Source organism: Enterobacter sp. BIDMC 26 (genome assembly GCF_000534435.1).
GTDB lineage: Bacteria > Pseudomonadota > Gammaproteobacteria > Enterobacterales > Enterobacteriaceae > Enterobacter > Enterobacter ludwigii.
On the sequence record NZ_KI973182.1, the window covers coordinates 445,986 to 470,342 of the forward strand.

The following is a 24,357-nucleotide window of genomic DNA, read 5'->3' on the forward strand; positions in this document are numbered from 1 at the left end:
CCTCTTGATGAAGAGGCGGTTATTCAATTACAGACCTTTGATGTTCTCAGCTTCTAACTCGTTGAAGTATTTCAGCGTTTTCACTTTCAGCTCCATCGTGGACGGTTCGTCGCACACGATGACTGATTTTGGATGCAGCTGCAGGCAGCTGATGGTCCACATGTGGTTAACGTTGCCTTCAACGGCAGCCTGGAGCGCCTGCGCTTTCACGCCGCCCAGAACCAGAATCATCACTTCTTCGGCATCCAGCAGGGTGCCTACGCCTACGGTCAGGGCGTATTTTGGAACCTGGTTAACATCACCGTCAAAGAAGCGGGAGTTTGCCACGCGCGTGTCATGGGTCAGGGTTTTAATACGCGTACGGGAAGCCAGAGAAGAGGCCGGTTCGTTGAACGCGATATGACCATCGTTGCCCACGCCACCCATGAACAGGTGGATTTTACCGTAGGAACGGATTTTTTCTTCATACTGACGGCATTCTGCGTCAATATCAGGCGCGTTTCCATTCAGCAGGTTAATGTTTTCAGCCGGAATATCAACGTGATCAAAGAAATTACGGTGCATAAAGCTATGGTAGCTTTCCGGATGATCCTTGGGTAAGCCGACATACTCATCCATGTTGAAGGTCACAACATGTTTGAAGCTAACCTGGCCTGCTTTATGCATCTCAACCAGGGCTTTATACGCGGTCAGCGGCGTGCCGCCGGTAGGAAGGCCGAGAACGAAAGGACGATCGGCGGTGGGTTTGAACGCGTTAATACGGTTAACGATATGACGGGCGGCCCATTTACCGACTTGTTCAGCAGTTGCCAGGGGAATCAGTCTCATTGTTCACCTCAAGAGTTAAAGTAGAAGAGTGGGCGGATGGCTATCGGAACCTGAACTAAGCGTAACCTGGAACCTTTCAGGCCGGATCAATCCGTCTTGATTTTTTGAATGATAAAATAAGTTTTCACTGTTAGCCAGAGAAAGGGAGGGTTATTAACGATATTTGGTGACAAAAATCACAAAAAATACGTGTTTAATTTGCGATACGAATTAATTTTTCACACACTCACAATGCCAGTGAATCATCAACTGTATTTATCGTTGTCGACACAATAAAAACATAGTTTATGCACGAGCCTTAATAAGGGTCTCGTAGGGGGAATAGGATGAATATTTTAGGTTTTTTCCAGCGCCTCGGTAGGGCTTTGCAGCTCCCTATCGCCGTGCTACCGGTTGCAGCACTGCTGCTGCGATTTGGGCAACCCGATCTGCTTAATGTGCCATTTATCGCGCAAGCGGGTGGCGCGATTTTTGACAATCTGGCGCTGATTTTCGCCATCGGTGTGGCATCCAGCTGGTCAAAAGACAGCGCGGGTGCAGCGGCGCTGGCCGGGGCTGTCGGTTACTTCATCCTGACGAAAGCGATGGTGACGATAAACCCAGAAATTAACATGGGCGTTCTGGCAGGTATCATTACCGGTCTGGTCGGCGGGGCTGTTTATAACCGTTGGGCGGGGATCAAACTGCCAGACTTCCTGAGCTTCTTCGGCGGAAAACGTTTTGTGCCGATTGCGACAGGCTTCTTCTGTCTGATTCTGGCCGCGATCTTTGGCTACATCTGGCCACCGGTGCAGCACGCTATCCATGCGGGCGGTGAGTGGATTGTTTCCGCTGGCGCAGTGGGTGCGGGTATCTTCGGTTTCATCAACCGTCTGTTGATCCCAACCGGCCTGCATCAGGTGCTGAACACCATTGCCTGGTTCCAGATTGGTGAGTTTACCAACGCCGCGGGCGCGGTATTCCACGGGGATATCAACCGCTTCTATGCAGGTGACGGCACCGCGGGCATGTTCATGTCGGGCTTCTTCCCTATCATGATGTTTGGTCTGCCGGGCGCGGCGCTGGCTATGTACCTGGCCGCACCGAAAGCGCGTCGTCCAATGGTTGGCGGGATGCTGCTGTCAGTTGCCATCACCGCGTTCCTGACCGGTGTTACTGAGCCGCTGGAATTCCTGTTCATGTTCCTGGCTCCGCTGCTGTACCTCATGCACGCTGTGCTGACGGGTATTAGCCTGTTTGTTGCAACGCTGCTGGGTATCCATGCGGGCTTCTCCTTCTCCGCCGGCGCGATCGACTACGTGTTGATGTACAACCTGCCCGCGGCGAGCAAGAACGTCTGGATGCTGGTCGCAATGGGTCTGGTGTTCTTCGTTATCTACTTCGTTCTGTTCAGCGCAGTCATTCGTATGTTTAACCTGAAAACACCAGGCCGCGAAGATACGAAAGACGACATCGTTACTGGCGAAGCTAACAGCAATACCGAAGAAGGGCTGACCCAGCTGGCAACCAATTATATTGCCGCAGTAGGCGGTACGGATAACCTGAAAGCTATCGATGCATGTATCACTCGTCTGCGCCTGACGGTAGGTGATTCTGCGCGTGTTAACGATGCCATGTGTAAACGCCTTGGCGCATCCGGCGTGGTGAAACTGAACAAGCAGACCATCCAGGTTATCGTGGGTGCGAAAGCGGAATCGATTGGCGATGAAATGAAGAAAGTGGTTGCCCGTGGACCGATCGCGGCTTCAGCAGCGAACAGCGCGCCAGTGACGGAAGCCCCGGTGGCAAAACCGCAGGCCGTCCCTAACGCAACGACCATTGCCGCGCTGGTTTCACCGATTACCGGTGAAGTGGTTGCGATTGAGCAGGTGCCTGACGAAGCGTTTGCCAGCAAAGCTGTCGGTGACGGTGTGGCGGTGAAACCAACGGACAAAACCGTGGTGTCACCGGCTGCCGGGACCATCGTTAAAATCTTCAACACCAACCATGCGTTCTGCCTCGAAACTGAAAAGGGCGCGGAGATCGTTGTCCATATGGGTATCGATACCGTCGCGCTGAACGGCCAGGGCTTCACTCGCCTGGTGGAAGAGGGGGCCGACGTGGTGGCAGGTCAGCCGATTCTGGAAATGGATCTGGATTACCTGAACGCTAACGCGCGCTCCATGATTAGCCCGGTCGTTTGCAGCAATATCGACGACTTCAGCGGCCTGGTGATTCAGGCGAAAGGTCAGGTCGTTGCGGGCCAGACGCCACTGTATGAGATTAAAGGCAAGTAATCGCTCCTGAGTAGAGTCATGCCTTAAGCGGCGGGGGTTTTCCTCCGCCGCTTTTTTTTGCAGCAATTGCCCCCATTATTTTCTTCAGAGACGTTTTAAGGGTTGTCACTACGTCCGGCTTATAAGATCATATGCCGTTATACGTTGTTTACGCTTTGAGGAATCCACGATGAGTGAGGCTGAAGCCCGCCCGAGTAACTTTATTCGTCAGATCATCGATGAAGATCTGGCCAGTGGTAAGCACACCACAGTTCATACCCGTTTCCCGCCGGAGCCAAACGGCTACCTGCATATTGGTCATGCAAAATCGATCTGCCTGAACTTTGGCATCGCGCAAGACTACCAGGGACAGTGCAACCTGCGTTTCGATGACACCAACCCAGTAAAAGAAGACATCGAATACGTTGAGTCTATTAAGAATGACGTGCAATGGCTGGGCTTCAACTGGTCTGGCGATATCTGCTACTCCTCTGACTATTTTGATCAGCTGTATGCCTATGCGGTCGAGCTTATCAATAAAGGTCTGGCGTATGTCGACGAGCTGTCTGCTGAAGAGATCCGCGAATACCGCGGCACGCTGACCGCGCCGGGTAAAAACAGCCCGTTCCGCGATCGCAGCGTTGAAGAGAACCTGGCGCTGTTTGAAAAAATGCGTGCGGGTGGCTTCGAGGAAGGTAAAGCGTGCCTGCGTGCCAAAATCGACATGGCATCACCGTTCATCGTGATGCGCGATCCGGTTCTGTACCGTATCAAGTTCGCTGAACACCATCAGACCGGTAACAAGTGGTGCATCTACCCGATGTACGACTTTACCCACTGCATCAGCGATGCGCTGGAAGGCATTACGCACTCCCTGTGTACGCTGGAGTTCCAGGACAACCGCCGTCTGTACGACTGGGTTCTGGATAACATCACCATCCCGGTGCATCCGCGTCAGTACGAATTCTCTCGTCTGAATCTGGAATACACGGTGATGTCCAAGCGTAAGCTGAACCTGCTGGTGACCGACAAGCATGTTGAGGGCTGGGACGATCCGCGTATGCCTACCATCTCTGGTCTGCGTCGCCGTGGTTATACTGCCGCGTCTATTCGCGAGTTCTGTAAGCGCATCGGCGTGACCAAGCAGGATAACACCATTGAGATCGCCTCTCTGGAATCCTGCATTCGTGAAGATCTGAACGACAACGCGCCGCGCGCAATGGCCGTCATCGATCCGGTTAAACTGGTTATCGAAAACTACCCGCAAGGCGCGAGCGAAATGGTCTCCATGCCTAACCATCCGAACAAACCGGAAATGGGCACCCGTGACGTGCCGTTCAGCGGTGAAATCTGGATCGATCGTGCTGACTTCCGCGAAGAAGCGAACAAGCAGTACAAGCGTCTGGTGCTGGGTAAAGAGGTGCGTCTGCGTAACGCATACGTGATCAAAGCTGAGCGTGTTGAGAAAGATGCGGAAGGGAATATCACCACCATCTTCTGCTCTTACGACGCTGAAACCCTGAGCAAAGATCCGGCAGATGGCCGCAAAGTGAAAGGCGTGATCCACTGGGTAAGTGCAACACATGCGCTGCCGGTTGAAATTCGCCTGTACGATCGTCTGTTCAGCGTGCCTAACCCAGGTGCAGCAGAAGACTTCCTGGCGACAATCAACCCGGAATCTCTGGTCATCAAGCAGGGGTATGCTGAGCCGTCTCTGAAAGCCGCTGAAGCGGGCAAAGCGTTCCAGTTCGAACGTGAAGGCTACTTCTGCCTCGACAGCCGTCACAGTACCTCGGAAAAACCGGTGTTTAACCGTACCGTTGGTCTGCGTGATACCTGGACTAAAGTCGGCGAATAATAACGCTGCTCTGGTCAATGAGAGACAAACGCCGCGTAATGCGGCGTTTTTTTATTGAATGATCATATCGTTAAGCGCGAGCAAAAATAATGTCTGCGCAATATTCAGGTCAATGTGGTGCTACTTATTTTTCTAAAAAAAGTTTGTATATTTCTGAAAATAGTGAAGGCCTGAAAATAACCAGTAATTTACACAATTACTGACTTAAATTTAATGACTTGCCCCGCCAAATCTCGTCTCCCGCTAAATGTTACAAAGCACTACTAATTATGTGCACTTCGTCATAATCCTGACTTTTGCCCACGGAAAAGCATTGATAATTCGCGTCGCGAAAAATAACCTAAAGGCGGTAGTTAATTCGAGGGTATTTCTGACTACCCCTGACCTTTTGGTCTTTTATATTTTTCGCCGTTCAGGCGTTTTAATTCGTCAAAGAGGAATAATCTATGCGTACGTTCAGTGGCAAACGTAGTGCGCTGGCGCTGGCTATCGCCGGTGTGACAGCAATGTCAGGCCTGGTGATTGCGCCAGAGGCTAAGGCAGCAGGTTTCATTGAAGATTCTACCCTCACGGGCGGTATTTATTACTGGCAGCGTGAACGTGACCGTAAAGACGTTACTGAAGACAAATACAAAACCAACCTTTCTCACTCTACCTGGAACGCCAACCTCGACTTCCAGTCAGGCTATGCCGCCGATATGTTCGGCCTGGATATTGCCGCATTCACGGCAATTGAAATGGCGGAAAATGGCGACAGCGGACATCCGAACGAAATTGCCTTCTCGTCCAGCAATAAGGCCTATAAAGAAGACTGGTCCGGCGATAAAAGCGGTATCAGCCTGTATAAAGCCGCTGCAAAATTCAAATATGGTCCAGTCTGGGCGCGCGGCGGATATATTCAGCCAACTGGCCAAACCCTGTTAGCGCCACACTGGAGTTTTATGCCTGGTACTTACCAGGGCGCTGAAGCCGGCGCTAACTTTGACTACGGTGATGCGGGTGCGTTGAGTTTCTCCTATATGTGGACCAACGAATACAAAGCCCCGTGGCATATCGAAATGGATAAGTTTTACCAGAATGATAAAAAGACCAAAGTGGATTACCTCCACTCGCTGGGTGCGAAGTACGATTTTAAAAACGACCTCGTGTTAGAAGCCGCTTTTGGTCAGGCTGAAGGTTATATCGATCAGTATTTTGCCAAAGCCAGCTACAAGTTTGATATCGCAGGGAGTCCGTTGAGTACCAGTTACCAGTTCTACGGCACGCGAGACAAAGTCAGCGATGGTGGCGTCAACGATATTTATGACGGCACGGCCTGGCTGCAGGCGCTGACCTTTGGCTACAAAGTGGGTCAGGTGGATTTGCGTCTGGAAGGAACATGGGTGAAGGCGGAAGGGCAGCAGGGCTACTTCCTGCAGCGTATGACCCCGACTTACGCATCTTCCAACGGTCGTCTGGATATCTGGTGGGATAACCGCTCTGATTTCAACGCCGACGGCGAAAAAGCAGTCTTCTTCGGCGCAATGTATGACCTGAAAAACTGGAACCTGCCGGGCTGGGCGGTGGGCGCCTCCTACGCGTATGCCTGGGACGCCAAACCGGGCGACATGGCCACACCGGATGCGTACTACGATCCGAACTACCGTCTGAAAGAGTCCTCTTACAGCCTGGATGCCATCTATACCGTGCAGGACGGACGTGCGAAAGGCACGATGTTCAAGCTGCACTTCACGCAGTATGACAACCACTCTGATATTCCAAGCTACGCGGGCGGTTACGGCAACATCTTCCAGGATGAACGTGACGTGAAATTCATGGTTATCGCACCATTCACTATCTTCTGATGAACGCTCCGGCGGGTTCCGTCCCGCCGGAATGGAGACTGCACATGATGAAAAAAATGGTAATCGTCGCGTTGCTGGCCTCGGGGCTGGTGGCTTGCGCCCAGGACCCGGCGCCGAAAGAAGATTCTCGCCTGAAGGAGGCTTACAGCGCCTGCATTAACACCGCTGAAGGCTCACCGGAGAAAATTGAAGCCTGCCAGAGCGTGCTGAATGTGCTGAAGAAAGAGAAGGCGCATGAGCAGTTTGCGACGCAGGAAAATGTTCGCGTGATGGACTATCAGGCCTGCATTCAGGCGCGTAAAACCGGTAACGATCAGGAAGTGGCGAAGCGTTGCGACCAGATCTGGAAGGAAATACGCAGTAACAACGGAAATTAATTAAGCGTGTTAAGGCCCGGTGGCGCTGTGCTTACCGGGCTTTTTTTCGCCGGGTGACAGGCAAAAAAAAGCCAACCTTGCGGCTGGCTCAGAGTATGAAAGTTCGACTTATTTGGCGTCGTGTGCGTGATCGTCTTCGCGGCAATCACCTTCAGCACAGTGACCATACAGATACAGGCTATGGTTGGTCAGGCGGATACCATGACGAGCAGCGATTTCACGCTGACGTGCTTCGATGGAATCATCGCTAAATTCAATGACCTTGCCACAATCCAGGCAGATCAGGTGATCGTGGTGCTGCTGCTGGGTCAGTTCGAATACAGATTTACCGCCTTCGAAATTATGACGGGTAACAATGCCCGCGTCATCAAACTGGTTCAGCACGCGATAGACGGTTGCCAGCCCAATCTCTTCACCCATGTCGATAAGACGCTTGTAAAGGTCTTCCGCACTGACATGGTGATTGTCTGGACCCTGAAGCACTTCAAGGATTTTTAACCGAGGAAGCGTAACTTTCAGGCCAGCCTTCTTTAATGCGGTATTGTTGTCAGTCATGCGGAATCTGTCCTGTTGCTAAACGATTCACTTCTGGAGGAAGTGACAGAAAATGCACCTGGAATAATGCGTCTCATTATAGAACTGCCATGGCTAAATGAAAACTGCAAGTCTCAGGCAAAGTATGCTTATAAAAACGTGGTATCACCGACAAACTTACTCAATGGCACCCCATTTTACCTGGGAGACATTGTACAGGTCTGGGCGAAAAAGTTAAAAGATTGTAGCGATTAATTTAATCGTTTGACCCGGTTCCTGGGCGCAACCGGGGTTGCGCCACAATAACAATCAGGCGTTAAGAATATCGTCCAGGTGCAGTTCTTCGCGGATCTGCTTCACCCACTTCTCAACGCGCTCTGCGGTCAGTTCTGGCTGACGGTCTTCGTCGATCGCCAGACCCACGAAGTGGTCGTCATCGGCCAGGCCTTTAGACGCTTCGAAGTGATAACCTGCAGTCGGCCAGTGGCCTACGATAACTGCACCATTCGGTTCAATGATATCGCGGATAGTGCCCAGCGCGTCACAGAAGTACTCAGCGTAGTCTTCCTGATCGCCGCAGCCAAACAGGGCGACCAGCTTGCCGTTGAAGTCCACTTCTTCCAGCGTCGGGAAGAAATCATCCCAGTCACACTGGGCTTCACCGTAGTACCAGGTTGGGATACCCAGCAACAGGATGTCATAGCCTTCGAGATCTTCTTTGCTGCTCTTGGCGATGTCATGCACATCGGCAACGTCTTTACCGAGCTGTTTTTGAATGTTTTTTGCGATATTTTCGGTATTGCCGGTATCACTGCCGAAGAAAATGCCGATGATTGCCATGAGTAAAATAACCTCTTGAAACTTAATGGTATGGTGGCGCAATTTGTCCACGGATAAGGGCAATAATAGCAGAACTGGCAACCCCGCGGAAACAGCTATCGCGCAGGACTGCACTCTGTGCTACATGAAAAGGGTAAGAAAGGGGATTTTCAGACTTATGCCTGGCGGCGCAACGTCTCAAGCTGGGCGATCAACATCTCTTCAATGAGCTCGCTACGGCTGATATTACGCGCTTCAGCCAGTTCGTTAAGCGCATCGACGGCGTCGGCATTGAGCTTCAGTTCGACACGCTTAAGCCCACGATTTTTATCGCGTTTAAGCTGGTTGCGTTTATTAATACGCAGCTGTTCATCGCGCGAAAGCGGATTCGTTTTCGGTCGTCCCGGTCGACGCTCATTCGCGAACAGATCTAGTGTCGTACGGTCCGTTTGTTCTTTGGCCATGATTCTGAGACTTCGGGGGAAACAAGCCGCCCTGCTATTGCCCGGGCGATGAGCGCGCCATCATACATCACCAAAAACGGCACGCCAACGACTGGAAGCCCGCAACCTTCCAGTCGCTCTCTTTTTAATCAATTCGCAGTATCAGAGAGATAGCGTCGGATGGCGCGTAACACGGCGTCAGGTTTTTCCGCGTGAACCCAGTGTCCGGCACCGGCGATGACATGGGCACGGGCCTGCGGGAATTGCGCCAGCAACGTGTCGCGGTAGGCGTCGGTGACATAAGGGGAGTTACCGCCGCGAATAAAGAGGGTAGGGTGTTGCCAGGCGGGCACCGTATCCCAGCCGACGATGTTGTTGTACTGCGCCCAGAGTACCGGCACGTTGAAACGCCACTGGCCGTCGACAAACGACTTCAGAAGAAACTGAATAACGCCTTCTTCATTAAGATGTTCGCGCATGACGGCTGTGGCCTGTTGGCGGGTTGAAACCCCAGCCTCTGTCACCGCATTGATGGCAGCAAAAATGTCGTCATGACGGCGCACGTCGTAATCCACCGGGGCAACGTCGATCACGACCAGACCGTTGATTCTGTCCGGTGCCAGCGCCGTCAGGGCCATTACCGCCTTGCCGCCCATAGAATGCCCGATGAGCGTCACCTTCTGAAGATGGTTGGCATCAAGCGTATCGAGCAGATCCTGGGCCATTGCCGCGTAGGTCATCTCCTCTGAACGCCCGGAAAGACCGTGATTTCGCATATCGACCTGCAAAATATCGTGATCGGTAACCAGATCGCGCGCCAGCACCCCCAGGTTATCCAGGCTGCCAAAAAGCCCGTGAACCAGTACGATGGGAGAATTATTGTTCGGCGATTGTGCAGTTTGCGCTCGGGTATTCAATTTCATGGCAAAGTTCTTTTTTTACGTATGTCAGGTTAGGGTATCATGTTGACCATTCTGCCGCCCGGCTGCAAGGTTCCAGTTTAATCTGACTTTTGCCGCCAACCTGGTTTGACGCTATCCGCTGTTGGAATTTAACTTTATAATCCCAACGACTTGTATTCAGATAAGATATCGCACTGGATTAAGATGAAAACAATCGAAGTTGATGACGAACTCTATCAGTATATTGCCAGCCAGACGCGGCATATCGGGGAGAGTGCGTCCGACATTTTACGGCGCATGCTTAAAATTTCCGCCGCCTCACAGCCTGCTACCCCAGTCACTAAAGATGTCGTGTCTCAACAAAACGTTGTTGCACAAGCAAAACCTGCCGTCGCGCAAGTGAAAGACAAAGTACGTGCGATGCGCGAGTTGCTGCTCTCTGATGAGTACGCCGAGCAGAAAAAAGCGGTTAACCGCTTCATGCTGGTGCTGTCTACACTCTATTCACTGGATAACAAAGCGTTTGCTGAAGCGACCGAGTCGCTGCACGGTCGTACCCGCGTCTATTTCGCGGGCGACGAGCAAACGCTGCTGCAAAATGGCAACCAAACCAAACCTAAACATGTCCCGGGCACACCGTACTGGGTCATCACCAATACCAATACGGGCCGCAAGTGCAGCATGGTTGAACACATCATGCAGTCCATGCAGTTCCCGGCGGAATTGATTGAAAAGGTTTGCGGTACAATTTAACCCTTGCATCAGAAGGACCCGGTAATGGCAAATCACAGCCGTGCAGGCCAACCTGCACAACAAAGCGATTTGATTAACGTCGCTCAGCTGACCGCGCAGTATTACGTGCTGAAACCGGTCGTGGGCAACGCAGAACACGCAGTGAAGTTTGGTACATCTGGCCACCGCGGTAGCGCGGCGCGCCATAGCTTTAACGAACCGCACATTCTGGCTATTGCTCAGGCCATCGCGGAAGAGCGCGCTAAAAACGGCGTTACCGGTCCGTGCTATGTGGGAAAAGATACCCATGCTCTGTCTGAACCGGCGTTCATTTCCGTGCTGGAAGTGCTGACGGCGAATGGCGTTGACGTCATTGTTCAGGAAAATAACGGCTTCACGCCGACCCCTGCGGTCTCTAACGCGATCCTTGTCCACAACAAGAAAGGCGGTGCGATGGCTGACGGGATTGTGATCACTCCATCACACAACCCGCCGGAAGACGGTGGGATCAAATACAACCCGCCTAACGGTGGACCGGCAGACACGAACGTCACGAAAGTGGTTGAAGATCGTGCCAATGCGCTGCTGGCGGATGGCCTGAAAGGGGTGAAACGCCTCTCTCTGGATGCGGCCATGGCGTCCGGCCATGTGAAAGAGCAGGATCTGGTACAGCCATTTGTGGAAGGTCTGGCGGATATCGTCGATATGGCGGCCATCCAGAAAGCCGGTCTGAAGCTGGGCGTTGACCCTCTCGGCGGCTCCGGTATCGAATACTGGAAACGCATCGCAGAGCATTACAAGCTGAACCTGACCATCGTTAACGATCACGTTGATCAGACCTTCCGCTTTATGCACCTGGATAAAGACGGCGCAATCCGTATGGACTGCTCTTCCGAGTGTGCGATGGCGGGCCTGCTGGCGCTGCGTGATAAATTTGACCTGGCGTTTGCCAACGACCCGGATTATGACCGCCACGGTATTGTCACCCCGGCAGGGCTGATGAACCCGAACCATTATCTTGCGGTTGCCATCAACTACCTGTTCCAGCATCGTCCGCAGTGGGGCAAAGAGGTGGCTGTAGGTAAAACGCTGGTCTCCTCGGCGATGATTGACCGCGTGGTTGAGGCGCTGGGCCGTAAGCTGGTGGAAGTACCGGTAGGCTTCAAATGGTTTGTTGACGGTCTGCACGACGGCAGCTTCGGTTTTGGCGGTGAAGAGAGCGCGGGCGCATCCTTCCTGCGTTTCGACGGCACGCCATGGTCTACCGATAAAGACGGGATCATCATGTGCCTGCTGGCGGCGGAAATCACCGCTGTCACCGGTAAAAATCCGCAGGAACACTATAACGAGCTGGCGGCACGCTTTGGCGCGCCAAGCTATAACCGTATTCAGGCTGGCGCGACCTCCGCGCAGAAAGCAGCGCTGTCTAAACTCTCTCCGGAGATGGTCAGTGCCAGCATGCTGGCCGGTGACCCTATCACGGCCCGTCTGACGGCGGCCCCGGGTAACGGTGCCTCTATCGGTGGTCTGAAAGTGATGACCGAAAACGGCTGGTTTGCCGCGCGTCCATCCGGTACGGAAGATGCGTACAAAATCTATTGTGAGAGCTTCCTCGGCGACGAACACCGTAAGCTGATTGAGAAAGAAGCGGTAGAGATTGTCAGCGAAGTGCTGAAAAACGCGTAAATCGCGATGGGCTGATGCCCTCACGATGCAGTCAAAACGGCAACCCTGGGGTTGCCGTTTTGCTTTTGCATTAACTGTGTTTATTTTTCAATTCAAACCGCGGTGATACCAGACCGTACAGCGTCCAGCCCATAAAGGTCACCATCGCACCATACAGCATGGCTTCCTGGCCGGAAGAGTAGAGCGCATAGAAGCTGTAAATTGCCCCAATCAGCGCCACAATATTCGCCACCCTCGCTTTGCCTGCGTCCACCTTCGCCACCTTCTGAATGATGACCAGCGCCGCCATCGACAGAATATACGGAATGATATTGGTCACTACCGCCAGGTTGACCAGCACGTTGAACTGGCTGTTCAGCGACGGGCTGATGGTCATCAAAGATAACCCACTCTGGAAGATAACAATCGCCAGCATGCCCTGAACCGGTGCCTCTGCTTTGCTGACCCGGGAGAAGATTTTTGGGAAATACCCTTCGTCAGCGGATGATTTAAAGACCTGAGCGATGGTGAACTGCCAGCCGAGGAGCGAGCCGCAGCAGGACATCACCATCAGCCCCATGATCACTTTCCCGACACCCGGCGTAAACATCTGCGCAAAGGCCAGACCGAACGGTGCCGTGGAACTGGCAAGATCCATGTTCGGTACAATCCCTGCAATCACGTTGGTTGAGACAATGTAAATGGCCGCAGCGCCCAGCGTACCGCCAAGCACGGCAATCGGTACGTTCTTCTCCGGGTTTTCCACCACTTCGGCGTTAGCACACGCAGATTCCAGCCCCAGGAAGGCCCACAGCGTCATGGCGATGGAAGAGCCCACTGCGGTGAAGAACGGAACATGGTGTGGGTTCCAGGAGTTGACGTACAGCGTGGGGCTAAACCAGAACCAGCCGATGATGCACAGCCCAACCACCGGGATAATAACCCCCCAGACGGTAATACTGCTGATCTGTCCGGTAATGCGCGCGCCGCCAAAGTTAGCCACGGTGCAGATCCACAGCACGCCGATGGTGGCCAGCCCGATTTGCACCGGGGTCAGCGCCACACCGAATAGCTCCGTACCGTAACCCACGGCGGAAATGGCAATCGCCACGTTAGCGATCAGCAAAGAGACGCCGTAGGTGTAGTTGGCCATGAAGTTACCGGATTTGCCAAAGGCATATTCGGCGTAGCCGCCCATCCCGCCGGGCTTGCGGCTGAACATACCGCACTTGGCGAATGCCCAGGCCAGTGCCATTGACCCCACGGCGGTCACCATCCAGGAGATAATCGAAATGGTTCCTACTTCCGCAAGCTTGGTGGGCAGCATGATGATCCCGGACCCCATCATGTTTACCATGGTGAGAATGGTCAGCTGCACCACGCCCATTTTATTGGACTTGCTCATAATTTTTCTCCTTTCAGCAGCGATGGCTGAGCGGCAGCGTGTTTGATGACGTTACAACGAACCTGCTTACGACCGTCACACTCCTCAACGTAAACGCCCTGCAGTTCCGGCGCGAAGCCCGGTAAAAGGTTGATACCCTCTTCCAGCGCAGCAAAGTAGCGCAGCACGGAACCGCCCCAGACTTCACCCGGCACAACGCACAACACCCCCGGTGGATAAGGAAGGGCGCCTTCGGCGGCAATGCGACCTTCCGCATCGCGCAGTGAGACCAGCTCGACCTCACCCCGCAGGTAGGCATAGTTCGCCTCTTGCGGGTTCATCATGACGCGCGGGAAGTGAGACTTGCGGAACATCTCTTTTTGCAGCTGTTTCACGTTGTGGCGGGCGTACAGCTCATGCATTTCCTGGCAAATCTGGCGCAGGGTGTAATCTGCATAGCGCTCCGGATACTGTTTACAGACAGAAGGCAGTACCTCTTTGAGGGGGGCATCCGTCTCGAGCAGTTTTTCGAAGCGCACCAGTTGCGCGACCAGTTGCTGCAGTTTGCCCATATCCTCGGCAGGCGTGAGCAGGAACAGGATGGAGTTGAGATCGCATTTTTCCGGCACGATGCCGTTTTCACGCAGGAAGTTGGCGAGAATAGTGGCGGGGACGCCGAAATCCTCGTACTCACCGGTCCGGGCGTTAATTCCCGGCGTGGTCAGCAGCAGTTTGCATGGGTCGATAAAATACTGATGTTCGGCATAGCCTTCGAAGGCGTGCCAGTGTTCACCGGGCACGAAGTGGAAGAAGCGCAGGTCCGTGGCAATCTCAGCGGTGTCCCAGCTTTCCCACGGACGGCCATCAACCAGTTCCGGCACGAATGGGCGAAGATACTGGCAGTTCTGCAGGATCAGCTTACGGGCTTCGATACCGGTCACCACGCAGTCCATCCACATGTTGCGGCCGCTCTGTCCCTCATGCATGCGGGCGTTGATATCCAGTGCAGCAAACAGCGGATAGAACGGGCTGGTGGACGCGTGCATCATGAAGGCGTTATTCAGCCGCTTATGCGGAACATAGCGCTGCTGGCCTTTGATGTGGCTGTCCTTCTTGTGGATTTGCGAGGTCTGTGAGAAACCGGCCTGCTGTTTATGGACTGACTGGGTGACCAGGATCCCTGGATCGTTTTCATTCAGCTCCAGCAGCAGCGGAGAGCAATCGGCCATCATCGGTATAAACTGCTCGTAACCCACCCAGGCAGAGTCAAACAGGATGTAGTCGCACAGATGGCCGATGTTATCCACGACCTGGCGAGCGTTATAGATGGTGCCATCGTAGGTACCCAGCTGGATCACCGCCAGGCGGAACGGACGCGCGTCGCGGGCACGGCCCGGCGCCACTTCGGACACCAGCTCACGCAGATAATTCTCCTCGAAGCAGTGGGCGTCGATGCCGCCAATAAAGCCGTACGGGTTACGTGCGGTTTCCAGATAGACCGGCGTTGCGCCCGCCTGAAGAAGTGCTCCGTGGTGGTTGGATTTATGGTTGTTGCGATCGAACAGGACCAGGTCACCCGGAGTGAGAAGGGCGTTGAGCACCACTTTGTTGGACGATGAGGTTCCGTTCAGCACGAAGTAGGTTTTATCGGCATTAAAGACTTTCGCCGCATGCTGCTGCGCAATGCAGGGTGCCCCTTCGTGGATCAGCAGATCGCCCATCGCCACGTCGGCGTTGCACAGGTCTGAGCGGAAAAGGGTTTCGCCAAAGAAATCGACAAACTGATTGCCGGCAGGGTGACGGCGGAAGAATTGCCCGCCCTGGTGACCCGGACAGTCGAAGGCGCTGTTACCCTGTTTGACATAGTCGACCAGAGCCCGGAAAAACGGCGGACGCAGTTGGGTTTCATACTTCTGCGCGGCCGCTTCCAGTTGGCGTCCGTGAAAGTCGTTGCTGGTGTCTGATGCTTCGAATACGCCGTGGATCCGCGATAAATACTCTGCCGGGATAATTTCTTCTTTATGCGTCGCGACAAAAACAGGAATGCCAAATCCGGTTGCTTCTATTTCTTCTATACGACCAGTGAAAATATCGCTGACGGCCAGAACAATGGCGGCAACATCAATATAATCCGTGGCGTTGATATCCACCAGTTCACGGTGAGTGGTAAAGCAATCAGGGCAGGCGCGGCTGGCTGCAATTTTTAAACTTTTCATCTTTCTCTCTTTATTTTAGGTAATAACAGTCCCTCGATTTCTTGCAGAAAAGAAATCGATAATATGCCGGAAAACAGCAAAAGGAGGCCGCTGATTAAAAAAATCAGTAATGCGTTTTTTGCTGAATAGAATTCAGTCCGCCCGGTCGCGGATGAGCCTGAATTAAGATGAATGAGCGCACGGGTTCACAGGCAAGGGCCTGTAAAATAGGGTTTTTCAGGATGACCTGTAAGCGGGTGCGCCAGAAGTCGAAGGACTACCGGGCATTAAAGATATGAAAGTCAAAACAGTTTCGGTGGGCAAACATCATGATATGAGTTGTCCGCCTTATATGGGGCATTAAACGATTATTGTTTTCCATGTTTCATTTCCTTTCAGTAATTGAAAGCATGGACATTTTATCCTGGAAAAAGCGATTAACTGTGAAACAGATCACCGTTAACCGATCAAATCAGAAATAAATATTCGCTTTTGATGAATATCGCAGATCAAAATGCTGATATGTTGATGTTGCGTTAACGGATTGTATTATGAATGTGCTGAATGGACATAAATACACCAAAAAATAACCCGGAGATTATTTTCGCGCGTATTTTAGAGGAGGGTAGGTGTTTATTTAAAAATAAACTGAATAGTTATTCAAAGCATGAATCGATAACCGATACCGGTTTCAGTTAATAAATGACGAGGACGCGCGGGGTCAACTTCCAGTTTTTGTCGAAGGTGTCCCATATATATGCGTAAATAGTGACTATGTTCCACGGCGTTTGGCCCCCACACCTGACTCAACAGCTGGCGCTGGGTGAGTACCTTACCGTGATTATTGAGCAAAACGGCGAGTAGCCGAAACTCGATGGGGGTGAGATGGATTTCCTCTTCACCGCGAACAATGCGCCGTGCTGCCAGATCAACCCGAATATCACCAAACGTGTATGTTGGGTCGGCAGGGGTGGTGGCGCTGTGACGACGCAGCGCGACACGAAGGCGAGCCTGCAGTTCGCCAATACCAAAAGGCTTAATCAGATAGTCATCCGCTCCGGCATCCAGCGCCGCGATTTTATCCGACTCTTCGGTACGGGCTGACAGCACCAGAATGGGCATCTGACTCCACTGTCGAACCTCACGAATAAAATCGATGCCGTCGCCATCCGGCAGGCCGAGATCGAGGATCACCAGATCAGGTTTGCGCGTGGCCGCTTCAATCAAACCCCGCTGGAGCGTGCCGGCGTCATGAACGCGCAGGCCATCGCCTTCCAGCGCAGCACGCAGAAACCGGCTAATGGCGATCTCATCTTCAACAATCAGAACGTTGATCACAAATCCTCTGGTAATTCATTAAGTTCTGGCGGGGCTTCCAGAGGAAGTTTAACACAAAAACGTGCGCCGCCTTCCGGGCGATTCTCCGCCGAAATGGTACCGCCATGAACGTCAATAATCGCCTGGCAAATCGCCAGACCCAGACCCACGCCGGGAATGGCCGACTCTTTATTACCGCGGGCAAATTTCTCGAAAATAGCGAACTCCTGTCCGGCAGGGATACCCGGCCCGGTATCCCAGACGTCAAGCCGTAGCGTGTGATCTTCCACTGTGGCATCCACCCCAATCCGGGCGTTTGCTCCTGCGTATTTGCCGGCATTTTCCAGCAGATTGATCAGCACGCGTTCAAACAGCGGGCCATCAACGTGAATTAACGTCAGCGGTTCGGGCATGTTCAGCGCAATATGGCGCCCACCGAGGCCCGGCTCCAGCATTTTCAAGGCGCTACCCACTACCTCTTCGAGCGTGAGCCACTCTTTTTTGAGGTTAAATCCGCCCGACTGAATACGCGCCATATCAAGCAGATTATTTACCAGGCGTGTGGTGTTCAGCACATGCTGGCGGATCTCGCTGGCCTGCAACGCATGTTTCGAGCCTTCCGCTGCCAAATCCAGCGTCAAAATTTCTGACTGGCCAAACAGCACGGTGAGTGGGGTGCGAAGGTCGTGGGAGAGGGCGGCCAGCAATGAGTTACGAATGCTCTCGCGCTCGCTTGCCAGACGGGCCTGTTCTTCGCTGGCGGTAAGCGCCAGCCGTTCCAGCGCGCTTGCCACCAGCAGGGTAAATGTTTCCAGCAATCGCTGCTGTTCGGGGATCATCAGCTGGCGCAGATTCGAAGGTTCAACGATCACCAGCCCCTGATTTTTATCGGCACTGCGCAGCGGCAGAATTTGATACGGTACGCCGGGCAGGGTGTCCGTCCCTGCACCCGCAGGGAGTCCTTTATCAAAGCTCCAGCGTGCAATGGCTTCATCCCAGGGCGTCATGCCTGAGGCCGAGGTCAGCGGGCGCAGTTTCCCGTGTTCGTCCGGGAGTAAAATCAGGTTGCTGGCGTGAAAGGTCGAGCGGATAAACTGCTCGCTGGTCTGCACAATATCCAGCGGCGTACGGCCAACCGCCAGCGATTTAGACATCTCATAGAGATGCCGTGTGCGCTGTTCGCGGTAGCGGGCGATACGGGCCTGATAACGCACACCCGCCGTCAGATTACCGATCACCAGTCCGACGGTGAGCATCACGGCAAAGGTGAGAATGTACTGCACATCCGAAACGGCGAGCGTTCCGCGGGGCGCGATAAAGAACAGATCGAAGCTGATGACGTTGATGAACGTTGCCAGTACCGAGGGCCAGCGCCCGTAAAAGAGCGCCACCACGACCACGCCGAGCAGGTAGATCATCACCAGATTGGCCGCGTCGAAGGCAATCAGCCAGTGGCTGGCAATCACGGTGATCAGCGCGCAGAGCACGACGGCGACAAGACAGCCGCGGATCTGAATTCGCCATTTATCATTAAAAGTGCGGCTGTCCGGTGCGCGGTTGGGTAAAGGGGTGGGTTTGTCATCCAGTGCGACAATCACCAGATCGAGGTCGGGAGCACGCCGGGCCAGTTTGTCAGCAAAGGATTCGCGGCTAAACCAGCGACGATGCTGACGACGGCCAATGACAATTTTCCCGAGATTGTGCTCACGCGCGTAGCGCAGAATGGCTTTATCTTCCTGGGGATCGGAGAGGGTGGCGGTTTCTGCGCCCAGCTCCTGTGCCAGACGCAGCGAACTTAAGATCGCGCGGCGCTGGTTTTCAGGCAGCGCGTGAAGCTGCGGCGTCTCGACATAGACCGCATGCCAGACGCTGCCAAACTTAGCCGCCAGGCGCGCGGCGGTGCGGACGAGCTTTTCATTGCCGCTGCCGTGACCCACACACAGCAGAATGGCATCCCGCGTATGCCAGACGCGCTCCTGCCCTTGCAGGTCACGCCAGGCGCGCATCTGATCGTCCACGCGATCCGCCGTGCGACGCAGGGCCAGCTCGCGCAGGGCTATCAGGTTGCCTTTGCGAAAGAAATGTTCGATGGCGCGTTCGGCCTGACCTGCAATATAGACTTTTCCTTCATGCAGTCGCTGGCGCAGATCGTCTGGAGGCAGATCGACCAGCACCACTTCGTCCGCAGAGTCGAAAAAGGGATCGGGTACGGTTTCGCGAACCTGAATCCCGGTCACGCCGCTGACCACGTCGTTCAGGCTTTCGAGATGCTGAACATTTACCGTGGTGAAAACATCAATGCCTGCTTCAAGCAGCTCTTCAACGTCCTGCCAGCGTTTGGGGTGGCGCGAGCCGGAAGCATTACTGTGTGCCAGTTCGTCCATCAGGATAAGCGCGGGCCTGCGGGCGAGGGCGGCGTCGAGATCGAACTCCGTGACCAGACGCCCACGATGGCTGATACGGCGAGGCGGCTGTGTCGCCAGCCCCTTCAACAGTGCTGCCGTCTCTTTCCGGCCGTGGGTTTCCACCACGCCGATAAGAATATCGAGCCCCTGCGCCCGAAGCCGCTGGGCTTCTGTCAGCATGGCGAAGGTTTTCCCGACGCCAGCACAGGCGCCGAAGAAGATTTTCAGTTTGCCGCGATGGGCTTCAGCCGTCTGTTCGAGCAGCCTGTCCGGATCCGGGCGCATGGGCTCGTCGGTCATTTAGTTTTTCCTTAGCGCGTCCAGCGCCAGATTCAGCTCAACAATATTCACCACGGGCATGCCGATGAAGCTGACCAGCGGTTTTTGCGTATGCTCTGCGACCAGCTTGCTCACCTGTTCCACCGTCAGCTGACGGGCCGCTGCGACGCGGGGGATCTGCCATGCCACCGCTTTCGGCGTCAGGCTGTAGTCCAGCCCGCTCGCAGAGGCCGTCACCAGTTCCACAGGCACCTCCCGGCTGGCCTGTGGATTTGCGGCGCGCAGGGCAGCTACACGTTCGGCAATGGCTTTATCCAGCTCCGGGTTGCTGCCGGCCAGGTTACTGCCACCGGATGCCATCGGATTATACGGGCTTTCGGCAGTGGCGGAAGGGCGTCCCTGGAAGTAACGGGCGTCGGTAAAATTCTGTCCAATCAGACGCGAACCGCGGTTTTCACCGTTTTGCATGATCAGCGAGCCGTTGGCCTGATCCTTAAACCACCACTGGCCCAGCGCGGTGGTCACCAGCGGGTAAAGCCCGCCGGTAATAAGCGACAACAGAATAAACAGAAGTATAGCGGGACGTAACATCGTCATTTGATTCACCTTTTAAACCAGCCCAAACAGCGTCAACAGCAGGTCGATAACCTTGATACCGATGAAGGGGACAATCAGCCCACCCAGCCCGTAAATCCACAGGTTGCGGCGCAGCATGGCGGCCGCGGTCAGCGGTTTATAGCTCACCCCTTTGAGCGCCAGCGGGATCAGGAAGACAATAATCAGGGCGTTAAAAATAACCGCACTGAGAATGGCTGATGCTGGCGAGTGCAGATGCATCACGTTCAGCGCATTAAGCTGCGGATAGGTGGCCGCAAACGCCGCGGGAATGATGGCAAAGTATTTTGCGACGTCGTTGGCGATACTGAACGTTGTCAGTGAACCGCGCGTCATCAGCATCTGCTTACCGATGTGCACAACTTCAATCAGCTTGGTCGGGTTCGAGTCGAGGTCGACCATGTTGCCCGCCTCTTTCGCCGCCTGGGTACCGGAGTTCATGGCCACCGCCACGTCGGCCTGCGCAAGGGCTGGGGCATCGTTGGTGCCATCACCCGTCATCGCCACCAGGCGGCCTTCCGCCTGATACTGACGAATTAACGCCAGCTTGGCTTCAGGCGTTGCCTCCGAGAGAAAATCATCCACGCCTGCTTCGGCAGCAATCGCGGCGGCGGTCAGACGGTTGTCCCCGGTGATCATCACCGTTTTGATCCCCATTTTCCGCAGCTGGGCAAAGCGCTCTTTGATCCCGCCTTTTACGATATCCTTCAGCGAAATCACCCCCAGCACATGTGCCCCTTCAGCCACCACCAGCGGCGTCGCGCCCTGACGTGCCACGCTCTCGACCAGGTTGTCCACTTCTGGTGGGAAATGACCATTGTTGGCTTCAATATGGCGACGAATTGCGTCGACGGAGCCTTTACGGATCATGCGGTCCTGAATGTTGATGCCGCTCATTCGGGTTTGTGCCGTGAAGGGAACGAAAGTCGCATGGAGACTCTGAACGTCGCGCTGGCGCAGGTTAAAGCGCTGCTTGGCGAGGATCACGATACTGCGGCCTTCCGGCGTTTCATCGGCGAGCGAAGAGAGTTGCGCCGCATCCGCCAGCGTTTTTTCATCCACGCCGGGGGCAGGTAAGAACTCTGACGCCTGGCGGTTACCGAGGGTAATTGTCCCGGTTTTATCCAGCAGCAGAACGTCTACATCCCCTGCGGCCTCTACCGCACGTCCGCTGGTCGCGATGACGTTCGCGCCCAGCATACGGCTCATACCGGCCACGCCGATGGCCGACAGCAGCCCCCCGATGGTGGTCGGGATCAGGCAGACCAGCAGCGCCACCAGGACGGTGGTGGTGACCGCGGTACCGCCGTAAGCGGAGAATGGCCACAACGTGGCGGTTGCCAGCAGAAAGACAATTGTCAGCGCCACCAGCAGGATGGTCAGGGCAATTTCGTTTGGTGTTTTACGACGCTGCGCGCCTTCCACCATGGCAATCATACGGTCAAGGAAGGTTTCACCCGGGTTGACGCTACACTGGATCACCAGCCAGTCGGAGAGAATGCGTGTCCCGCCCGTTACGGAGGCGAAATCACCCCCGGATTCACGTATGACGGGAGCGGATTCCCCGGTGATGGCACTTTCATCTACCGACGCGCCGCCTTCGATGACTTCACCATCGCAGGGGATAATGTCCCCGGCTTCGACCAGCACCACGTCACCTTTACGCAGTTCATCTGCCGGGACATGGTCCATCTGGGCACCGTATTTCGGTTCGCGTAATTTGCGCGCAAAAGCGGTCTTTTTCACCCCTTTGAGGCTATTGGCCTGCGCTTTGCTGCGGCCTTCCGCCAGCGCTTCCGCAAAGTTGGCAAACAGTACGGTGAACCACAGCCACAGGCTGATAGCGCCGGTGAACATCGCATTCCCCTGCAGATGACCCGTTCCCATGGCAATTGCCAGCGCGGTGGTGAGTAAACTCCCTATCCAGACGATAAACATCACCGGGTTGTGCCACTGCACGCGCGGGCTCAACTTTTTCACCGCATCCATGAGGGCCTGTCGAACTAACGACGGTTCGAACAGGGCCATTTGTTTACGACTCATGACAAATTCTCCGCAAAATCAGCGTAAAGAGAGGTATTCCGCGACCGGGCCTAACGCGAGGGCGGGGATAAAGGTCAGGGCACCGACCAGCAGCACGGTACCGGCCAGCAGTCCGATAAACAGCGCGCCGTGGGTCGGCAACGTCCCGCTGGTGGTCGGTTGAATTTTTTTGCTCACCAGCGACCCGGCAATCGCCAGCACCGGCACAATGACCCCGAAACGGCCCACGAACATGCAGAACGCCAGCAGACAGTTCCAGAACGGTGAGTTAGCGCTTAAGCCTGCGAAGGCACTACCGTTATTGTTAGAAGCAGAAGAGACGGCATAAAGCACTTCGCTAAAGCCGTGGATGCCAGGGTTGAAGATGCCGCTGCGTCCGGCCTCCGTCATCAGTGCCAGTGCGGTACCAGCCAGCACGAGGGCGGGGGTGACCAGAATCGCCAGCGCGGTTAACTTCATCTCACGGACATCGATTTTTTTGCCCAGATATTCCGGGGTGCGACCAATCATCAGACCCGCAATGAACACCGCCAGCAGAACAAACAGCAGCATGCCGTAAAGACCCGAGCCTACGCCGCCGAACACCACTTCACCAATCTGCATCAGCCACATCGGGATCATGCCGCCCAGTGCTGTGAAGGAGTCGTGCATAGCATTGACCGCCCCGCAGGATGCCGCCGTCGTGACCACGGCATAAAGGCTGCTGGCGAGAATGCCAAAGCGGCTCTCTTTCCCTTCCATATTCATGGTGCCGTCAGCGCCCAGCGTCAGGAAATGCGGGTTACCTTGCCATTCGGCCCACATCACCAGCGCAACACAGACGACAAAGATGAGCGACATGGTCCAGAGCAGGGTGCGGCCCTGACGACGATCGTTCACTACATCGCCAAAAGCAAAGCACAGCGCTGCGGGAATCAGGAAGATCGCCAGCATTTGCACAGCGTTGGTCAGTGCCGTTGGGTTTTCAAACGGATGCGATGAGTTGGCATTGAAGAAACCGCCACCATTCGTACCGAGCATCTTAATGGCTTCCTGTGAGGCCACAGGCCCCATCGGCAGAAGCTGTTTTGCCCCTTCAAGCGAGGTATAAGGGGCGTAAGGCAGCAGGTTTTGCAGCGTACCTTGCTGAATAAAGAACAGCGCGATGAGCAGAGCAATCGGAAGTAAGACCCACAGAGTAATGCGCGTGAGATCAACCCAGGCATTGCCCAGCGTACCCATATTCTGACGTGCAAACGCACGCGTCAGCGCGAAGACAACCGCGATACCGCTGGCTGCTGAGAGGAAATTTTGTACGGTTAATCCCACCATCTGGCTGAAGTAGCTCAGCGTGGTTTCGCCGGCGTAGGATTGCCAGTTGGTATTGGTGACAAAGCTGACGGCCGTATTCAGCGCAAGATGCCAGGACAGGCCCGGTAACTGTTGCGGATTCAGCGGCAGGCTACCCTGCAACATCAGCATGACAAAGAGCGCGACCAGTCCAACGATATTCAGCAGCAGAATAGCGACCAGATACTGACGCCAGTTCATCTCCTGATCGCGTATTCCCAGTACGCGCCAGATCCCTTTTTCGATACTTCCCGTACCCGGTAAGGACACGTTGTTGATCAGCCGCGCGAGCCCCGTTCCCAGCGGTCTGGCAAGCACCAATAAGACCAGTAAAAAGCTGGCTATAAGTAAAAACGCCTGAGCAGCCATCAGAAGGCCTCCGCATTAATCAGGGCGTATACCAGATAACCCAATAACAGGAACACCAGCACGATGCCGGTAATCAGACCTGCACTCACAATCCACCTCCGAGTGACATTTGTATTTGTGTTAACGGTAGGATTTATGGCGCAAAGATTTCGCAAAAATCGGCA

General features: G+C 54.4%; 20 protein-coding genes. 6 read left to right on the plus strand and 14 right to left on the minus strand.

Going from position 1 to position 24,357, the window contains the following annotated elements; translation table 11 throughout:
• Positions 1 to 27: 27 nt before the first annotated feature.
• The gene (gene nagB / locus L462_RS21120) at positions 28 to 828 is read right to left on the minus strand and encodes a glucosamine-6-phosphate deaminase (RefSeq protein WP_008501061.1); all 801 of its coding nucleotides are present in this window, start codon (positions 826 to 828) and stop codon (positions 28 to 30) included.
• 326 nt (positions 829 to 1,154) lie between these two features.
• On the opposite strand from nagB, the gene nagE reads away from it, so the two are divergent.
• From nagE to chiQ, 4 genes are all read left to right on the plus strand, one after another.
• Entirely contained in the window at positions 1,155 to 3,104 is a 1,950-nt protein-coding gene (nagE, locus tag L462_RS21115; protein WP_032677692.1) for a PTS N-acetyl glucosamine transporter subunit IIABC, read from the plus strand.
• Positions 3,105 to 3,273: 169 nt separating this feature from the next.
• A complete protein-coding gene (glnS, locus tag L462_RS21110) occupies positions 3,274 to 4,941 on the plus strand; it encodes a glutamine--tRNA ligase (RefSeq protein WP_025204665.1) in 1,668 nt (555 codons plus the stop codon).
• A gap of 446 nt (positions 4,942 to 5,387) precedes the next feature.
• Positions 5,388 to 6,785: a chitoporin ChiP gene (gene chiP / locus L462_RS21105; protein WP_020884980.1), complete on the plus strand. Its 1,398-nt coding sequence runs from the start codon at positions 5,388 to 5,390 to the stop codon at positions 6,783 to 6,785.
• Between the two features lie 47 nt (positions 6,786 to 6,832).
• Positions 6,833 to 7,162, plus strand: a complete 330-nt coding sequence (gene chiQ, locus L462_RS21100) for a ChiQ/YbfN family lipoprotein (protein WP_025204664.1) — start codon at positions 6,833 to 6,835, stop codon at positions 7,160 to 7,162.
• A 108-nt stretch (positions 7,163 to 7,270) separates the two neighbouring features.
• Here chiQ and fur read toward each other — a convergent pair whose 3' ends face one another.
• The 4 genes from fur to ybfF form a co-directional block, all read right to left on the minus strand.
• Complete coding sequence (gene fur, locus L462_RS21095) at positions 7,271 to 7,717, minus strand: ferric iron uptake transcriptional regulator (RefSeq protein WP_014169146.1); 447 nt, start codon at positions 7,715 to 7,717, stop codon at positions 7,271 to 7,273.
• 288 nt (positions 7,718 to 8,005) lie between these two features.
• Entirely contained in the window at positions 8,006 to 8,536 is a 531-nt protein-coding gene (gene fldA / locus L462_RS21090; RefSeq protein ID WP_008501067.1) for a flavodoxin FldA, read from the minus strand.
• Between the two features lie 155 nt (positions 8,537 to 8,691).
• On the minus strand, positions 8,692 to 8,979 hold the full coding sequence (ybfE, locus tag L462_RS21085) for a LexA regulated protein (RefSeq protein WP_014169148.1): 288 nt from the start codon (positions 8,977 to 8,979) through the stop codon (positions 8,692 to 8,694).
• 128 nt (positions 8,980 to 9,107) lie between these two features.
• Complete coding sequence (ybfF, locus tag L462_RS21080; protein ID WP_014169149.1) at positions 9,108 to 9,881, minus strand: esterase; 774 nt, start codon at positions 9,879 to 9,881, stop codon at positions 9,108 to 9,110.
• A gap of 183 nt (positions 9,882 to 10,064) precedes the next feature.
• Here ybfF and seqA point away from each other — a divergent pair, with 183 nt between their 5' ends.
• The gene (seqA, locus tag L462_RS21075; RefSeq protein WP_020884977.1) at positions 10,065 to 10,613 is read left to right on the plus strand and encodes a replication initiation negative regulator SeqA; all 549 of its coding nucleotides are present in this window, start codon (positions 10,065 to 10,067) and stop codon (positions 10,611 to 10,613) included.
• A 24-nt stretch (positions 10,614 to 10,637) separates the two neighbouring features.
• Positions 10,638 to 12,278 carry a phosphoglucomutase (alpha-D-glucose-1,6-bisphosphate-dependent) gene (gene pgm / locus L462_RS21070; RefSeq protein WP_032677693.1) on the plus strand — a complete coding sequence of 547 codons (1,641 nt, stop codon included), beginning with the start codon at positions 10,638 to 10,640 and terminating at the stop codon, positions 12,276 to 12,278.
• 70 nt (positions 12,279 to 12,348) lie between these two features.
• Here the strand turns inward: pgm and potE are convergent, their stop codons facing one another.
• The 9 genes from potE to kdpF all read right to left on the minus strand — a co-directional run bounded on the left by potE (position 12,349) and on the right by kdpF (position 24,282).
• Complete coding sequence (gene potE, locus L462_RS21065; protein ID WP_014169152.1) at positions 12,349 to 13,662, minus strand: putrescine-ornithine antiporter; 1,314 nt, start codon at positions 13,660 to 13,662, stop codon at positions 12,349 to 12,351.
• Positions 13,659 to 15,857, minus strand: coding sequence for an ornithine decarboxylase SpeF (gene speF / locus L462_RS21060; RefSeq protein WP_020884975.1), 2,199 nt, complete (start codon positions 15,855 to 15,857; stop codon positions 13,659 to 13,661). Before speF ends, potE begins: the two co-directional genes overlap by 4 nt.
• A gap of 256 nt (positions 15,858 to 16,113) precedes the next feature.
• Positions 16,114 to 16,218 carry a leader peptide SpeFL gene (gene speFL / locus L462_RS25000; RefSeq protein WP_106503839.1) on the minus strand — a complete coding sequence of 35 codons (105 nt, stop codon included), beginning with the start codon at positions 16,216 to 16,218 and terminating at the stop codon, positions 16,114 to 16,116.
• A 278-nt stretch (positions 16,219 to 16,496) separates the two neighbouring features.
• Positions 16,497 to 17,174 carry a two-component system response regulator KdpE gene (gene kdpE / locus L462_RS21055; RefSeq protein ID WP_014169154.1) on the minus strand — a complete coding sequence of 226 codons (678 nt, stop codon included), beginning with the start codon at positions 17,172 to 17,174 and terminating at the stop codon, positions 16,497 to 16,499.
• On the minus strand, positions 17,171 to 19,858 hold the full coding sequence (kdpD, locus tag L462_RS21050; RefSeq protein ID WP_014169155.1) for a two-component system sensor histidine kinase KdpD: 2,688 nt from the start codon (positions 19,856 to 19,858) through the stop codon (positions 17,171 to 17,173). The genes kdpE and kdpD overlap by 4 nt, the downstream gene beginning before the upstream one ends.
• Positions 19,859 to 20,434 carry a potassium-transporting ATPase subunit KdpC gene (gene kdpC, locus L462_RS21045; protein WP_020884974.1) on the minus strand — a complete coding sequence of 192 codons (576 nt, stop codon included), beginning with the start codon at positions 20,432 to 20,434 and terminating at the stop codon, positions 19,859 to 19,861. It abuts the gene before it with no gap.
• A 12-nt stretch (positions 20,435 to 20,446) separates the two neighbouring features.
• Positions 20,447 to 22,495 (minus strand): potassium-transporting ATPase subunit KdpB, encoded by a 2,049-nt coding sequence (gene kdpB / locus L462_RS21040; protein ID WP_014169157.1) that lies wholly within the window; start codon positions 22,493 to 22,495, stop codon positions 20,447 to 20,449.
• An 18-nt stretch (positions 22,496 to 22,513) separates the two neighbouring features.
• Positions 22,514 to 24,193, minus strand: a complete 1,680-nt coding sequence (gene kdpA, locus L462_RS21035) for a potassium-transporting ATPase subunit KdpA (protein WP_020884973.1) — start codon at positions 24,191 to 24,193, stop codon at positions 22,514 to 22,516.
• Positions 24,193 to 24,282, minus strand: coding sequence for a K(+)-transporting ATPase subunit F (kdpF, locus tag L462_RS24105; RefSeq protein WP_015386886.1), 90 nt, complete (start codon positions 24,280 to 24,282; stop codon positions 24,193 to 24,195). Before kdpF ends, kdpA begins: the two co-directional genes overlap by 1 nt.
• Positions 24,283 to 24,357: the final 75 nt, after the last annotated feature.

Excerpts from the sequence above, each read along its gene's own strand:
- nagB (WP_008501061.1), bottom strand. The coding sequence starts at position 828 with ATGAGACTGATTCCCCTGGCAACTGCTGAACAAGTCGGTAAATGGGCC.
- nagE (WP_032677692.1), top strand. The coding sequence starts at position 1,155 with ATGAATATTTTAGGTTTTTTCCAGCGCCTCGGTAGGGCTTTGCAGCTC.
- glnS (WP_025204665.1), top strand. The coding sequence starts at position 3,274 with ATGAGTGAGGCTGAAGCCCGCCCGAGTAACTTTATTCGTCAGATCATC.
- chiP (WP_020884980.1), top strand. The coding sequence starts at position 5,388 with ATGCGTACGTTCAGTGGCAAACGTAGTGCGCTGGCGCTGGCTATCGCC.
- chiQ (WP_025204664.1), top strand. The coding sequence starts at position 6,833 with ATGAAAAAAATGGTAATCGTCGCGTTGCTGGCCTCGGGGCTGGTGGCT.
- fur (WP_014169146.1), bottom strand. The coding sequence starts at position 7,717 with ATGACTGACAACAATACCGCATTAAAGAAGGCTGGCCTGAAAGTTACG.
- fldA (WP_008501067.1), bottom strand. The coding sequence starts at position 8,536 with ATGGCAATCATCGGCATTTTCTTCGGCAGTGATACCGGCAATACCGAA.
- ybfE (WP_014169148.1), bottom strand. The coding sequence starts at position 8,979 with ATGGCCAAAGAACAAACGGACCGTACGACACTAGATCTGTTCGCGAAT.
- ybfF (WP_014169149.1), bottom strand. The coding sequence starts at position 9,881 with ATGAAATTGAATACCCGAGCGCAAACTGCACAATCGCCGAACAATAAT.
- seqA (WP_020884977.1), top strand. The coding sequence starts at position 10,065 with ATGAAAACAATCGAAGTTGATGACGAACTCTATCAGTATATTGCCAGC.
- pgm (WP_032677693.1), top strand. The coding sequence starts at position 10,638 with ATGGCAAATCACAGCCGTGCAGGCCAACCTGCACAACAAAGCGATTTG.
- potE (WP_014169152.1), bottom strand. The coding sequence starts at position 13,662 with ATGAGCAAGTCCAATAAAATGGGCGTGGTGCAGCTGACCATTCTCACC.
- speF (WP_020884975.1), bottom strand. The coding sequence starts at position 15,857 with ATGAAAAGTTTAAAAATTGCAGCCAGCCGCGCCTGCCCTGATTGCTTT.
- speFL (WP_106503839.1), bottom strand. The coding sequence starts at position 16,218 with ATGGAAAACAATAATCGTTTAATGCCCCATATAAGGCGGACAACTCAT.
- kdpD (WP_014169155.1), bottom strand. The coding sequence starts at position 19,858 with ATGACCGACGAGCCCATGCGCCCGGATCCGGACAGGCTGCTCGAACAG.
- kdpC (WP_020884974.1), bottom strand. The coding sequence starts at position 20,434 with ATGACGATGTTACGTCCCGCTATACTTCTGTTTATTCTGTTGTCGCTT.
- kdpB (WP_014169157.1), bottom strand. The coding sequence starts at position 22,495 with ATGAGTCGTAAACAAATGGCCCTGTTCGAACCGTCGTTAGTTCGACAG.
- kdpA (WP_020884973.1), bottom strand. The coding sequence starts at position 24,193 with ATGGCTGCTCAGGCGTTTTTACTTATAGCCAGCTTTTTACTGGTCTTA.